This is a genomic window from Corynebacterium sp. ACRPH, assembly GCF_022347285.1.
Classification (GTDB): domain Bacteria; phylum Actinomycetota; class Actinomycetes; order Mycobacteriales; family Mycobacteriaceae; genus Corynebacterium.
This window is the reverse complement of record NZ_JAKRND010000012.1, coordinates 45,198-59,728: the sequence shown is the minus strand read 5'-3', so window position 1 is coordinate 59,728 and position 14,531 is coordinate 45,198. Positions and strand designations below refer to the sequence as shown.

Annotated in this window: 8 protein-coding genes; 3 read left to right on the top strand and 5 right to left on the bottom strand. The window is 59.4% G+C overall.

What is annotated here, in order from left to right:
* Positions 1-63: 63 nt before the first annotated feature.
* Positions 64-5,112, top strand: a complete 5,049-nt coding sequence (locus tag MHX66_RS07590) for a DEAD/DEAH box helicase (RefSeq protein WP_239201921.1) — start codon at positions 64-66, stop codon at positions 5,110-5,112.
* Here the strand turns inward: MHX66_RS07590 and MHX66_RS07585 are convergent.
* The 3 genes from MHX66_RS07585 to MHX66_RS07575 are packed head-to-tail and all read right to left on the bottom strand — an operon-like array spanning position 5,021 to position 8,742.
* Positions 5,021-5,998 (bottom strand): GIY-YIG nuclease family protein, encoded by a 978-nt coding sequence (locus MHX66_RS07585; RefSeq protein WP_239201919.1) that lies wholly within the window; start codon positions 5,996-5,998, stop codon positions 5,021-5,023. The genes MHX66_RS07590 and MHX66_RS07585 overlap by 92 nt on opposite strands.
* Complete coding sequence (locus MHX66_RS07580; RefSeq protein ID WP_035009373.1) at positions 5,998-6,921, bottom strand: restriction endonuclease; 924 nt, start codon at positions 6,919-6,921, stop codon at positions 5,998-6,000. Before MHX66_RS07580 ends, MHX66_RS07585 begins: the two co-directional genes overlap by 1 nt.
* The gene (locus tag MHX66_RS07575; RefSeq protein WP_239201916.1) at positions 6,922-8,742 is read right to left on the bottom strand and encodes a DUF262 domain-containing protein; all 1,821 of its coding nucleotides are present in this window, start codon (positions 8,740-8,742) and stop codon (positions 6,922-6,924) included.
* 373 nt (positions 8,743-9,115) lie between these two features.
* Here MHX66_RS07575 and MHX66_RS07570 point away from each other — a divergent pair, with 373 nt between their 5' ends.
* Together MHX66_RS07570 and MHX66_RS07565 are read left to right on the top strand one after the other, a co-directional pair.
* Entirely contained in the window at positions 9,116-9,655 is a 540-nt protein-coding gene (locus MHX66_RS07570) for a hypothetical protein (protein WP_239201914.1), read from the top strand.
* 23 nt (positions 9,656-9,678) lie between these two features.
* Positions 9,679-11,034: a Na+/H+ antiporter family protein gene (locus MHX66_RS07565; RefSeq protein ID WP_239201911.1), complete on the top strand. Its 1,356-nt coding sequence runs from the start codon at positions 9,679-9,681 to the stop codon at positions 11,032-11,034.
* Between the two features lie 62 nt (positions 11,035-11,096).
* Here the strand turns inward: MHX66_RS07565 and MHX66_RS07560 are convergent, their stop codons facing one another.
* Positions 11,097-12,644 (bottom strand): metallophosphoesterase, encoded by a 1,548-nt coding sequence (locus MHX66_RS07560; protein WP_239201909.1) that lies wholly within the window; start codon positions 12,642-12,644, stop codon positions 11,097-11,099.
* Between the two features lie 99 nt (positions 12,645-12,743).
* Positions 12,744-14,417 (bottom strand): AMP-binding protein, encoded by a 1,674-nt coding sequence (locus MHX66_RS07555; RefSeq protein ID WP_239201907.1) that lies wholly within the window; start codon positions 14,415-14,417, stop codon positions 12,744-12,746.
* Positions 14,418-14,531: the final 114 nt, after the last annotated feature.

The window sequence follows — 14,531 nt, the reverse complement described above, 5'->3', positions numbered from 1 at the left end:
ATCAGGGGGAAATAGAGACCCCTTAAGCCAAAACGGCCGAGGTTTACGGGCAAAATGATGCCCATGTCTACTTTCAGCGAAGTCCTCGAGCAGCTCCGTGAGAACCAGCCCCAGGGCAAGTACGGAACCGCCTTTGAGAAGTTGATGGTCAACTTCTTCAAAACCGACCCGGTGCTATCGGAGCAGTTCGATGAGGTGCATCGCTGGGACAAGTGGCGCTACAACGGCGGCAAAACCGATACCGGCATCGATTTGGTGGCGCGCAGGCGTGACGACAGCGGATGGGTCGCCATCCAGGCCAAGTTCTACAAACCGACCACCAGCATCCAGAAGCAGAACATCGACTCGTTCTTCGAGGCCTCCGGCCACTCGTTTGAAACCGAGTCGAAGGTCGAGCACTTCGTGCACCGCTACATCATCTCCACCACCGACAAGTGGTCGAAAAACGCTGAGGACGCGTTAGAAAACCAGCAGATCCCCACCAGCCGCATCGGTTTTAGCCAGATCGCGGAGTCCCCGGTGAACTGGGACGTTGTTTTCCCCGGCTCAGAAATACAGGTGCACCTGACCCGGCGCGAAACCTTCGAGCCGCGTCCACACCAGCAGCAGGCGATTGAAAACGTCATGGCCGGGTTCAACACCCACGACCGCGGCAAGCTCATCATGGTCTGCGGCACCGGTAAAACCTTCACCTCGCTCCGCCTCGCCGAACAGGTCGCGGAGCAAAACGGTGGCCGTGCCCGTGTGCTCTTCCTCGTTCCGTCCATTGCACTGCTCGCGCAGACACTTCGCGAGTGGACCGCACAGGCTCGCATGGATCTGAAGAGCTTCGCCGTCTGCTCCGACAACAAGGCGAGCCGACAGGCCGAGGACATCGCTTCTTACGATCTTGAAGTGCCCGTCTCCACTGAGGGCAAAGACATCGCCGCCCGCTTTGCTCAGGGCAAGCGCCGCGACGGCCTACACGTCGTCTTCTCCACCTACCAGTCCCTGCCCGCCGTACACGATGCGCAGGAAAACGGCCTGGACGACTTTGACATCGTCATCTGCGATGAGGCCCACCGCACCACCGGTGTCACCCTCGCTGGCGCGGACGAGTCCAACTTCGTGCGTATCCACGACGAGGACTACATCAAGTCCGCACGCCGCCTCTACATGACCGCAACGCCGAGGCTTTTCGACGACTCCGTGAAAACCAAAGCGGAAGAGCACTCCGCCGAGCTGGCATCCATGGACGACGAAGCCATCTACGGCCCAGAGTTCCACCGCCTCGGCTTCGGTGAAGCCGTGGACAAGGGTCTGCTCACGGACTATCGAGTGCTCGTGATGACTGTGGATGAGGACGTCGCCGCGGAAGCAATGGCCCGCAGCACGCAAGAAGGCATGAACCTCACCACTGCCTCGGCCATGATTGGCGCGTGGAACGCACTCGCAAAACGCTCCGGCAAACTGCAAGGCGAGAAAGGCGGCTTCGAGGAAAACGCCGCACCGATGCACCGCACCGTTGCGTTTGCGAAGGATATTAAGACCTCGAAACTGATCGCCGAGACATACCCGGGGCTTATCGCCAGCCACCAAGAGGCGTTGCGCGAGCACGCTGCGCTGAACGACGTCTCCCTACACAATCTTGATCTCTCCGTTGCAGTTCAGCACGTCGATGGCAGCATGAACGCGATGGAGCGCGGCAACAAGATTGCCTGGCTCGAAGCAACGATCGACGTGGACGAAACCCGCATCCTCACCAACGCCCGCTGCCTCTCCGAAGGCGTGGACGTTCCCAGCCTGGACTCGGTGATCTTCTTCAACCCGCGAAACTCGATGGTCGATGTCGTGCAGTCCGTCGGGCGTGTGATGCGCAAGGCTGAGGGCAAGGATTACGGCTACATTATCCTCCCCGTTGCAGTCCCGCCCGGAAAAGCACCGTCGGAGGCGTTGAACGACAACACCCGTTTCAAGGTTGTGTGGCAGATCCTCAACGCGCTGCGCGCGCACGACGACCGATTCAACGCGAAGGTGAACTCCATCGGCTTGAATGAGCAAGTCGAGCTCCCCATCGACGTCAACCACGTCACCACCAAGAACGAAGAAGAACTACGGAAGCAAGCCAAGGCGGAGCTCGACCAAAACGATGCGAACCCGGGCTACGAATCCTCCACGCTGACCTCCGAGCAGGTCGCCCTGTTCTCCCTGGAGAAGTGGCAAGAAGCGATCTACACCAAGCTCGTGGACAAGGTTGGCACCCGCACCTACTGGGAGGATTGGGCCGACGATGTTGCAGTGATCGCGGAAAACCAGATCACCCGCATCCACAAACTGCTAGAAAACGCTAGCCCCAAGCTGCAGCGCGAGTTCGACCGCTTCGTCGAGGGCCTGCGCGGTAATCTTAACGACTCGATCTCTGAGAACGAGGCGATCAGCATGCTTTCTCAGCACCTGATTACCGCCCCGGTGTTTGACGCGCTATTTAGCGAGCACGATTTCGCAGCCCATAACCCGGTATCTCAGGTGATGCAGCGCATGGTTGACGCGCTCGACGACAGCAACCTGGATGCCGAGACTGATTCATTAGAGAAGTTCTACGCCTCGGTACGGGTGCGCGCTTCTGAGGTTACGAGCGCTTCCGGGAAGCAGCAGGTGATTAAGGAGCTTTACGAGCGCTTCTTCCAAAAGGCGTTCAAGCGCGACGCTGACAAGCTGGGCATTGTCTACACCCCGGTGGAGATCGTGGACTTCATTCTGCGCGCTGCCGATGATGTGTCGAAGAAGCACTTCGGTCGGGGTTTGAGCGACGAGAGCGTGCACATCCTGGATCCGTTTACGGGCACCGGCACGTTTATGGTTCGCCTGTTGCAGTCCGGGTTGATCGATCCGAAGGATCTGGCGCGCAAGTACGCCAACGAGTTGCACGCCACCGAGATCATGCTGCTTGCCTACTACGTGGCGGCGGTGAATATCGAGACGACGTTTAACGCGTTGCAGGCCGAGGCCGCACAGCGCGAAGGACTGCCTGAACCGGAGTACATCCCGTTCGCCGGCATCGCGCTAGCAGATACCTTCCAGATCCACGAGGAAGGCGACATCCTGGATCTGACGGTGTTTAAGAACAACAACGAACGCATCGTTCGGCAGAAAGAGGCCCCGATCAATGTGATCGTGGGCAACCCGCCGTACTCGGTAGGCCAGACGAGCGCGAACGATAACAACTCGAACCTGAAGTACCCGACGCTAGATGCACGTATTGCGGAGACGTATGCGGCGAAGTCAACGGCGACGAATAAGAACTCCCTGTACGACTCGTATCTTCGCGCGTTCCGCTGGGCGACCGACCGGATTGGTGATCAAGGCGTTGTTGCCTTCGTTTCGAACGGAGGGTGGATCGACGGTAACACCGGAGATGGTGCGCGCCTCTCAATGGCGGAGGACTTTACGGACATGTATGTGTTCAACCTGCGGGGCAACGCACGCACAGCTGGTGAACAGCGCCGAAAGGAAGCAGGCAACGTTTTCGATGACGGCGGGCGTACAACCATTGCGATCACAATCGGAGTCAAGGATCCGAATAATTCGGGATTCGATCTGCATTACCGCGACATTGGGGATTATCTATCAACGTCAGAAAAGCTTGCAATTGTGGATACGTCGACGATTGAGAATGTTGATTGGCAATCAATCGTGCCGAATCAGCATGGGGATTGGTTGAACCAGCGCAGCGATGATTTTGCAACATGGCCTGTTATCGGTGAGAAGAAGGACACCCCAACGATGTTCTTTGGCACCTATACCGCAGGGTTAAAAACTGGCCGTGATGCTTGGTTGTATTCTTCTGCAACCGGCCAACTCGTAGAAAACATCGGAACGCACGTCGCGAACTACCGCCAAGCGCAAGAGCTATTGCGAAGCGAAGGGTTTGAGGAAGGCAAGCGGGGTGTCGACTCCCTGTTCGCTCAACACCCTGAATTGGTCGATAGCACGCAAGGTTCATGGAACCGCAGCTTGAAGCAGGAGTTAGCCCGCGGAACTGAGATCACGGTTGATACGGACCGTGTGTACACCTCGTTGTACCGCCCGTTTTTTAAACAGCGCAGTTACTTTGCGAAAGAGCTCAACGACATGGTGTACCAGTTGCCGTCGATGTTCCCTACGCAGCAGCACCGCAACATTGGGTTCGTACTTACGAGTCCAGCCTCTCATTATCCTTTTGCTTTGATCGCTACTGAATTTGTTCCGAATCTGCATGCCTTGGATACTGGCCAGTTCTTCCCCCGTTTCACCTGGGCGCCGGTTGAGGCGTCGGATGGTGGGTTGTTCGGCGAGGGGGTGTCGATAAGCGAAGGCGAGTCCTCGATCTACGGGCAGATCGGCGAGGTCGTTGCGGGGTATGTGCGCAAAGACAACATCACCGACGAGATCAAGGCGCTCTACCGCGACGCACTGGGGGCGGATGTGACCGGTGACGATATCTTCCACTTTGTCTACGGCAAGCTGCACGACCCGAACTATCGGGAGGCCTACGCGGCAGATTTGAAGAAGTTGCTGCCACACATCGAGACGCCGGGAACGCGTGCGGAGTTCGACAAGTTTGCGCTCGCTGGCAAGGAACTGATGGATCTGCACGTTGGGTACGAGGATGTGGAGCCGTACTTGCTGGACATCGCGGTCAAGGGCGACGAGTCCGACCCGGATACCTGGCGTGTAGTGAAGATGAAGTGGGCGCGCAAGAAGGACCCGGAGACCGGCAAGAACGTCAACGACGTCACCAAGCTGATCTACAACAAGCGCGTGACCATTAGTGGTATCCCGGCTGAGGCTGATGAGTACATGCTGGGGTCGCGTTCTGCGTTGGCGTGGTTGATTGACCGGTACCAGGTGAAGAAGGACAAGGCTTCCGGAATTGTCAACGACCCGAACGACTGGGCCGATGAAGTTGGCAACCCACGCTACATCGTGCACCTAGTTGGCAAGGTGACTCGGGTCGCAGTAGAGACGGTGCGGATCGTTCGCGGGCTGGAGGGGCTAGGCTCTACTCCTCCCAGGTCACGGCCTCCGCGAGGAGCAGGTCCGCGAGCTTCTCGTTGTGGAAGCGCGAGTACATCGTGGAACCGCGGCGCATGAGGCGAGTATTCAGGGCATACGCCTCTGTCACTAGTTCATCGAAATGCGGCAATTCGATATACCCGTCGATGACGGCGAGCAGAGTACCCAGGTCGAGTTCGAGACTCGACACCTTCTCGCCTCTGTACCCGCGGCTGAAAATGGACCAACGACCGGATGGATCTTGGAATCGCGTGTGGCTGTCCAAGAGCGCCGTGTTCACGTTTACGGCGACGAACGCGTTCGGGTCGTTGGCGTAATCCACCGATTTGCTCGCCACAATGAACAGAGTCTCCAGGTTTCCACAGGACAGCGTGACCAGGCGGTGCTCAGTCGGAGTGCGGTTTGTCGACGGCATGCACGTCACCGCCCATAGTTGGCCTGCGGTCGCTGCCGGGTCTGGCATGGTGTTGGCAATGTACCACCCAAGCAGGGCACGAATCTCGAGGAATACGGGGTGCCGAAGAAGCTGAGCGAGCTTCGCGTCGAACTCGTCCGCATACGACTGAGTGGCACCTTTCGCACGTTCTCGATCCCACGGCAGCGACACGGTCGAGCCCTTCAGGGTCACGATCTCAGCAGTGCCATTCCCCCGTGGCCGGTTGGTGAGCATGATGTTTCGCACCGAGTATTGCGCTTCAGTCTCGGTGATCAAAAATTGCTCCGCGGCCGTGATTTGGTCTTCCGGCATCGGGAAGAAATCGACAGCAACGATGTCTGGCCATCGCCGCCGGTGGCTGGCGAACCGGCTCACTACATTCTTGGACTTGCCCGGGTACGCCTCTCCGTTTTCGAAGTGGAGGCGGTAGACCCCACACTTCGAGTCGCCCTTTTTAAACGCGGGCGCGAGCGAGGAAAGATCGCGCACGTCGATAGTTCTTCCCTCAGGAAGCTGCATACCGGTCATTACTCAAAGAAGTCCTCATCGATCTCGACCATCTGGACTGTGCGCTTGACCTGCACACCGACACCGTGCTTAATCATGAGCTGGGTCAGGAGCGGGCCGTCGATAAGCACGATTCGAATCGGCACAGAATCTGCATACGATATCGCATTCGGCGTGTACGAGGATGTCGTCAGAAAAACGCCCTGGTTCGCCTGAGCACCGTGCAATGCACCGACGAATGCTTGTATCTCAGGGCGACCGACCGAATGGCCAGAGGCGTATCTCTTGGCCTGTACGTAAATCCTTGAGAGTCCGAGCGCGTCTTGGTCGATAACCCCGTCGATACCGCCATCGTTGGAGAGTTGAGTGCGGGTCGCTTTGCCCAAAGAACCGCCATACCCCATGGCTATGAGCAGCTCGAGAACAGCATCTTCGAAGAACGCCGGGTCGTTCTGGTGGAGCCGCGTCAAAAGCTCCTCGCGAACCATTTCCTCGTGTCGCTGTTGACCTGTTTCCACCAGCTCAAACGGAGTCAGGGTGGCCAGTTCCTCAGGCAAAGGTTCCTCAGGTGAAACGGCACCGGTGGCCGGAGCGAGAAACGCTTGGTACCGCCCGCCGCTCATCTCACGCCTAAAGTCACTGAAATCGATACCGCCCGGATGGCGTTTCAGCAAAGCGCTCCCAGCTTCGGTGATTACCCAGTGAGCCCGCTTCGGCGATTCGATCGCGCCAGCTTTGTTCAAGTGAGTAATCGCCCAATTCCCTCGGTTGAGATACACCGGCTTACCAGAGGGAATTGCTCGCCTACGCTGCTCCTCCGAAAGCCCGAGCAGGTTTGATGCTTCTTCGACAATGTCGCGGCGCTTCCGCACCTCACCGTCGGCCAGCACTCGTAGGACAGGAATGAAGTAGTCGTCGAACGTAGGAAGTTCTACTCCAGCCATTTACATCTCCTCCTGGTCGAAGTGGGAGGAGTCTTCTTCGCCCTGACCTGCAGACACGTCGCGCTGCACCGGCTTCTCAATGGCCCCCTCGACCAACTGGCACAGAGACTCACGGCGTGCGGTGAAGAACCCGTCGAAGTTGTCGGTCCGCAAAGCTTCCGGGTCTACGAGGTGCGGACGCACCAGCGCGTCGAGGTCTTCTGGCGAGATCTGAGCGGTGCGCTCGATCTTGTCAACGTATTTCGAAGGTGCCACACCTCCAATCACTCGGTTGGTTCGTGCACTAAGCATGGTCTTGTTCACGATGGACTCACGGTGCTCGTCGTCGATACCGTTCTTGTTGCACCACGCTTGCGGGAAAATGTGGTGGATATCGACATTCATGTCTTTGTACTGCACCGCGCCGAAGGTCTTATCTTCCATCCAGTCCTTCGAGTTATTGGCCATGAGCAACGCCATTACGCCCTTGTACGCGGCGGAGTTTCTGGTCCGCATGGAGTGTAGGCGGGACTCGACAAAATTGGCGTCCGCGACAGTGCGTGGCAAAGGCGCGGATTCATCCTTGCACCACGCCGGCACCTGCTCGAGGTCACGGGCAAACCGTGTCTCAATCGCGCTTCCATAGAGCTCACCGAACACACCCGACCAGTACCAGCGAGCAAGTCGTGCCTTGACCGAATGCAGGTCTGCGTCCATTCCAAGAACCACCTTGATCGCTGCTAACGGCACCAGCTGCTTCTGATACGGGATGTCACGGGCAGTGAACACATGTAGATCTGCGAGGAACTGCGAGGCCCAGATGAATGCGGCACGCAGCGGATCGCGCCACTCAAGATAATCGTCGAGAGTTAGGCGAAGCACGTCTTCACGTTTCGCGGTCACGGCAACCTTGCGCCCCTCTCCGGCAGTCGACTGCTGTTTCTTCAGGCTGGCAAGCATTGTGACCGCTTGGAGGAGGTCCGTGTTTTCCACCGCGTTGAGAACCGGGTAGTCCTCCCAGAGCTTTTTGGTCTCCAGCCAATCATCGTTGAGCCGGAAGTCGTGTCCCGTTTCCGCGTAGTAAGAACCGTCGCCCGCAAATACTGCAGTGAGAAGCTCGAAGACGTTCAGGGGAAGACCGCCGATGTTGACTTTCTCGAAGACGGTGGCCACTGCCGCCTTGTCGGTTTCCTTATCCAATTCAATCGCGGGAAGCTGATACTGAGACGCAGGCTGCACGTATGTCTTGTGGAACTGCATGGACACCGAGCTATCTGGGTATCCCATCATCCATTGGAACGATTCATTTGGGTTGTACAGCAGGGCGATGGGGAAATACCCATTCTCATACTGTGCTTCCGTGGTGCTGAGGTCCAACACCACATCACGGTTGAAGTTCGCTTTCAGTTTCCCGTCGGCCGGGACCGAAATAACCGCCTCCTCCACCCGGTCCGGATCTGCCAACGCGGCCTCGATGTTGATGAAGAACTTGCGGTCGAGCAATTTGCCGCGAGAGTCCTTCGTATGCACGATGCCCCCACCAGTCAATGCCTGGGTCAGGGACGTAAGGCGCTGCTGGCCGTCGAGAAGCAAAAAGCTCGGCTCTTTGTCCGCCACCTTTGTGCCCTCAACCGGACGCGGCTTGAAGCGAACTTGGTCGTTGCCCGTTTCCAGGAGCATGACCACGCCCATCGGGTGGCCGCGCAACACCGTGACTAAAAGCTGACGAACACGCTCCTCATCCCACTTGTAGCCGCGCTGGAAATCCGGCAGTTGAATCACGCCAGTCGTCGTGCGTTCGAGGTATTTCTCCAGCGTGTACATGGGGGTTTGGAAGCCCATGGTGTTCCTTTCAGCTCATTGTCTAACTCGACATATTCGAGCATAGGATGCGGGCCGACAATTCTCTGCGAATTGATCGAACATGAAAGCGCTCCGCGCAGGACGATTACGACTCGGATCACGTTCTCGACCGTCGGTTTCCAGGCTTCGCTCTCCGCCAGCAAGACGGTTCCCCGTAGCGCACTACTCTCATGCAAAAGTCTTATGTGGAAGTGCGCTTTTCCGGCGGCACGCGGGTATCCGTACCCGCCATTACCCGCGCTCTTCAGGAGGAACTGTTCACGATCCTGGTGGGCACCGCCGCCTTGCTGGAGGGAGGTGGGATTCACCGTGCGCCAACACGCTCATCATCGCCAGCTTCGTGCGTGCGTTTATGCGGACCAACCAGATGCGTGGCCGGGTGATCCGGGTGGATCTCGCCGTCCCGGATAAGACCGCGAATAGCTGGCATATCGCAACGTGTGAACCGGGCCAGGTTGGCGGGCGCGGAGCATGGCTCGACCAGATGGTACAGAGCGGGGCACAGGCGCTAAACATTGGAGCGAATGTGCGCCTGTCCGGCGGAACCTTCGCCGAAAGGAAGCTTTTTGCGGACGCCATGACTCAGCTGTCTGGGGAGGTCCGCAACGCGCGCTACCTCATCGCGCCTGCGCATCAAGTTCGCATCCGTGGAATCTTCTGCGCCCAGACGGTGCCCGACGTGCTCGGCACGCGCCGGGAGAACGTGGAAGAGTGCTTGAGCCAACTCCAGCGCGTGGGTTTGCCGATGCGTGCGGTGTATACCCGCAGCCGGGAAGGCCGCGAGTTCCTTTTGCAGGCGCGCAAGCTCAGCGGAACCAACATTGCGGCTCGTTTGGCTAGCCAGACACGGCGGTACGAGAAACAGTCACCGTTGGAATTTCCTATTGTCTGACCCCTCACATTATTCTTAGGTGCATGAATGCAGTCCTAGTCGCCGTCGTCGTCATGCTGGCCCTCGCCCTGCTTCGGGTGCATGTGGTTCTGGCGCTTTTCATCGGAGCCATCGTCGGTGGTCTCCTCAGCGGCCTTGGCCTTGATGCCACGATGGTGGCCTTCCAGGAAGGCCTCTCCGGCGGCGCGAAAATCGCGCTTAGCTATGCCCTCCTCGGCGCTTTTGCGATGGCCGTCGCCAGCGCGGGACTGCCCAAGCTTCTGGCGGACTCCCTGCTGGGGAAACTGGGCGTCACTAACGAAGAAACAAAGAGCCGCGCCGTCGCCGTAACGAAATGGTTGATGCTGGCCGGCATCCTCGCGATGGCCGTGATGAGTCAGAACCTCATCCCCGTGCACATCGCGTTCATTCCGCTGATCATCCCGCCGCTGCTGAGCGTGTTCAACAAGCTGCAGCTGGACCGCCGTCTGGTCACCTGTATTCTGACGTTCGGCCTGATCACCACATACATGTGGATCCCGCTGGGCTTCGGCTCGATCTTCCTGAACGACATCCTGCTGGGCAACATAGACAACGCAGGAATGACCACCGATGGCATCAACGTGATGAAGGCCATGGGCATCCCGGCGCTAGGCATGTTCTTGGGTCTGCTCATCGCGGTCTTCATCACCTACCGCAAGCCGCGCGAGTACGAGGAGCGCCCGATTGTGGAGGTCGAGACCGACCCGGCCGGGCAAGTCTCCCGCTACAAGATCATCGTCTCCGTCATCGCGATCATCGCCACTTTCGCCGTGCAGGTCGTTATGCAGGCTATGGATATGGAGGCCGATTCGCTGCTGATCGGCGCTCTGGTGGGGCTGACGATCTTCATGGGGACTGGCGCGGTCGATTGGAGGAAGGCCGACGATGTCTTCACCGCCGGTATGCGCATGATGGCTTTGATCGGCTTCATCATGATCACCGCCCAAGGCTTCGCCGCAGTCATGCAGGCCACCGGCGAGGTCGAGAGCCTGGTCACCACCTCCGCCGACCTGTTCGCGGGTAACAAGGCCGCCGCCGCCCTGGTGATGCTGCTGGTCGGCCTGGTGGTCACCATGGGCATCGGCTCGAGCTTCTCCACCCTGCCGATCGTTGCAACGATCTACGTGCCTTTGTGCGCATCGATGGGCTTCTCGCCGCTCGCCACTGTGGCGATTGTGGGTACTGCGGGTGCTCTTGGTGACGCCGGTTCCCCGGCATCCGACTCGACCCTAGGCCCCACGTCGGGTCTGAACGCGGATGGCCAGCACGACCACATCCGGGATTCCGTGATCCCGACGTTCCTGCACTTTAATATTCCGCTGCTGATTGCCGGCTGGATCGCGGCGATGGTTCTGTAGCTGCTGGAACGCACCAGCAGGTAGGGCGTTGGGAAAACAGGGGGCACCAGGGGGGAGGGGCGCTAATAGCGCACCACCAGATTGCGTGCGTCCGTCGGCCCCAGCAGGATCTCTGGCGCCAAGCCGAAGTTGGTCCAGCGGGTACGGCTGGCCCAGTCCAGGGCTTCCTCTCCCATGTTGTGGCGGAAGTTCACCGCAATGCCGTCGGAGTAGAAGCGCAGTTGGGTGGCTCCGGTGGGCCAGTTCTTCGCCGCGGGGGTTTCCAGGAATACCGCGTGGGTATCGACGTCCGGCTTATCTCGGTGAGCACGGTGAGTGTGGCCGGCCAGCACCAGCTTTACGCCCGGCGCCGCTTGAATCATCTTCTGCAGCCTGATCAGATCCGGGTCACGCAGAATAAAAGCAGGTCCGGCAGCGTTCGACCAGCCGGCCTCGCGCGTCATGGGGTGGTGCAGCAGAAGCACGGTTGGCTTATTTGGATCGCGGCGCAAGAAGCCTTCGATCTGACGAAACTGCTGTGGCTCGATCCGCCCGCCAGACTTATCTAGCTCCGTGGAATCAATGCCGATTACTCGTACGCCTGCGGGCTCTAGATCCATCATCCAGGCCTGCTGTCGCGGCTCGAAGACGTCACCAAAGGGATCGAAGTGCTCTTTGCCGTAAGGGGTAGCGGTTTCGTAACCGGAGGAGTCGTCGGCTTTGTGCGGCCGGTCGTGGTTGCCACGGGTTACGCGCCACGTGCCGGAGAAGGTATCTAGCATTTCCTTGGCACGTCGCACCTCGGCCGGGCGGGCTTCACTCGTGACATCGCCATTGACAAACAGGTGTGTAGCGCCACAATCCTCGGCCGTCTTAATGACCGCATCCAGGCACACCTCCGGGTAGGGTGCGGATTTCGGATTGGGCACCGCCGGTGGTGGAAAGCCATCGAACCACAGGCCATCCTGGGCCTCACCCATGTGCACATCGTTCGCCACGACCACGGTCTGCAGTACCTCGCCGGACAATTTAGGCAAGGTAGTGAACTCTTTCTTCTTTTCCTGGAAGTAGTTGTGAGTCGCGTTGGCTTCGATGCCATGGGAGGAAGCGCTGAAGCGATACTTGGTCTCCGGCTGTAGGCCTTCGATAGTCATGATGTGGAAGAAGGTGTTCTTCTCCGAGCGCACGACCTTCGTATGTTGCGGGTTATCTTCCGGCCATACGCGCAGCGTGCCTTCGGTCGGCATACCCACGGGGCGCTCGGCGATGCTCACCTTTGCGTCCCACGTCAGCCAGCTAATCGTCACTGAATCCTCTGTGGCAGTGACTACCTGCAGGTCACCGGCAAGGAAAGCGCCGTTGGGGCCGGTGCCCTTGTGCCCCATAACCCAGCCGGTCTCTGAGCTGCCGATGTTGCTTGGGGTAAAGCTCGCCGATCCCGCCAAGTTTGGAGTGCTGGCAGATCCTAGTGCTGAACTCCCGGCCAACTCACTGCCCGCCAGGCCGGAACCGCCTGTGCCCGGTGCCGCACCGGCCTTCGCAAGCGGTCCTACCACGAAGGCTGCAGAACCGGCGCTGAAGCCTAGTGCTTTGACGAATCGGCGTCGAGAAAGAATACCTTTACTACCCATGAAGGCAAAGGGTAAAAGGTGTGCGTGACCAGCAACCGGACTAAAAGCAGCGGGTAGGGAAAGGCCGGGCGAATAGTGGGTTAACGGCTACGGCCGTGCCTAGTTGATCCTCTGCTCGTGGCCCGCCCACGCTTCCTCTCGCAGTTCATTCTTGCGGACCTTGCCCGTGGAGGTGCGAGGCAGCTCGTCGAGAATGCGCACGTCTCGCGGCACCTTGTAGCCGGCGATGTGCGCGCGGCAGTAGGCGATCACGGCTTCTTCCAAAGCGGATTCGTCTCCGCCGCGAGCCTCCGGGCGCAGGGTCACGTAGGCGCGCGGGCGCTCGCCCCACTTCTCGTCCGGCACGCCGATGACCGCACAGTCGGAGATGTCGGGGTGGCTGATAACGGCCTGCTCGACCTCGATGGTGGAGATGTTTTCGCCGCCGGAAACCACCACGTCCTTCGCGCGATCCATCAGCTGGATGTAGCCGTTGGGGTGCATTACTCCGAGGTCTCCGGTGTGGAACCAGCCGCCGCGGAAGGCGTGCGCGGTGGCTTCCTCGTCCTTGAAATATCCAGCCATAATGCCGTTGCCGGTCAGGACGATCTCGCCCAGTGTCGCGCCGTCGGCGGGCACGTCCACCAGCGCTTCGTCTAGGTGTTCGGTCGGCTGGATTACGCGGACGTCTTCGTTGGTGATGGACGCCACGCCCTGGCGCGCCTTCAAAATCGCGCGGCGGCGGACCGTCATGTCCGCCCATTCGGGCTGCGATTCGCAGACGGTGAAGGGCCCGTAGCTTTCGGTCAGGCCGTACACGTGGGTGACCTCCACGCCGATGTTCTCGCAGCGGGTGATGGTCGTCGGGCTCGGTGGCGCGCCCGCGGTGGTGACACGCAGGTTCGTCACACGGCGCTTGTTTTCGTCATCTACCAGGGTGTTCAGCACAGCCGGGGCGCCGCACATGGCGGTCACGCCCTCGGTGCGGATCAGCTCCCACATCTCCGGGCCACGCACCGCGCGTAGCGCCACCTGGGTTGCGCTGACGGCCATCGCCGCCCAGCCTGTGCACCAGCCGGAGCAGTGGAACATCGGCAGCGTCCACAGGTACACAGTGTCGTGGCTAAAGTGCTGCGTGTGCGCCTGCCCCAGCGCGTTCAGGTATGCGCCGCGGTGGGTGTAGATCACGCCCTTCGGCTTTCCGGTGGTTCCGGAAGTGTAGTTGATCGCGATGGTCTCGTTCTCATCGTGCACCCGGTAGGGCAGTGGCTCTTCGTCGCGGTGCGCGGCCAAGTAGTCGCTAAATGTTGTTACTAGTGACGCCCCCTGCGCGTCAGTTGCCCCGTTTTCAACCGGGGGCTCTACGCCTTCCTTGTCGGCGATGTACACGGCTCGGCGCAGGTCTCGTTCGCCGCTGGCGAGGATGGGGTCGATCAGTTCCTTCTCGCCGACGAGGACGTCGATGGAGGAGTGGTCGAGGATGTAGTTGACTTCCTTAGGTGCAAGGCGGGTGTTGATCGGCACCGTCACCGCATTCGCCAGCGGCACGGCGAACTGAGCGAGCAGAGCCTCGTAGCTATTGGAGGCGAGGATGCCCACGCGGTCGCCCTCGGCCACCTGGTCGGCGATCAGCGCGTGGGCGAAGGCTTGGGCGTCTTCGTTGAACTCTGCGAAGGTGATGCGCCGTGGCCCGTCGACTGCGGCGATTTTGTTGGGGTGAACCTGTGCGGAGCGTTGCAAGAAGCGCAGAGGAGTGAGTGGAGCGTTTAGGCCGTGCTGCGATGCGAAAGTCATGCTCGCGACTGTAATCCAGATCACTAAACCCTGTGAGGGGTTTTGCTTAATTGATTTTTGATAGCGTGGCGATTATGAGAAATTTACGACCTGCTAAGAAAATTGTTAGTTCGC

What these genes read in the sequence shown, in the direction of transcription:
- MHX66_RS07590 (WP_239201921.1), top strand. Translation starts at nt 64, where the DNA reads ATGTCTACTTTCAGCGAAGTCCTCGAGCAGCTCCGTGAGAACCAGCCC.
- MHX66_RS07585 (WP_239201919.1), bottom strand. Translation starts at nt 5,998, where the DNA reads ATGACCGGTATGCAGCTTCCTGAGGGAAGAACTATCGACGTGCGCGAT.
- MHX66_RS07580 (WP_035009373.1), bottom strand. Translation starts at nt 6,921, where the DNA reads ATGGCTGGAGTAGAACTTCCTACGTTCGACGACTACTTCATTCCTGTC.
- MHX66_RS07575 (WP_239201916.1), bottom strand. Translation starts at nt 8,742, where the DNA reads ATGGGCTTCCAAACCCCCATGTACACGCTGGAGAAATACCTCGAACGC.
- MHX66_RS07570 (WP_239201914.1), top strand. Translation starts at nt 9,116, where the DNA reads ATGCGGACCAACCAGATGCGTGGCCGGGTGATCCGGGTGGATCTCGCC.
- MHX66_RS07565 (WP_239201911.1), top strand. Translation starts at nt 9,679, where the DNA reads ATGAATGCAGTCCTAGTCGCCGTCGTCGTCATGCTGGCCCTCGCCCTG.
- MHX66_RS07560 (WP_239201909.1), bottom strand. Translation starts at nt 12,644, where the DNA reads ATGGGTAGTAAAGGTATTCTTTCTCGACGCCGATTCGTCAAAGCACTA.
- MHX66_RS07555 (WP_239201907.1), bottom strand. Translation starts at nt 14,417, where the DNA reads ATGACTTTCGCATCGCAGCACGGCCTAAACGCTCCACTCACTCCTCTG.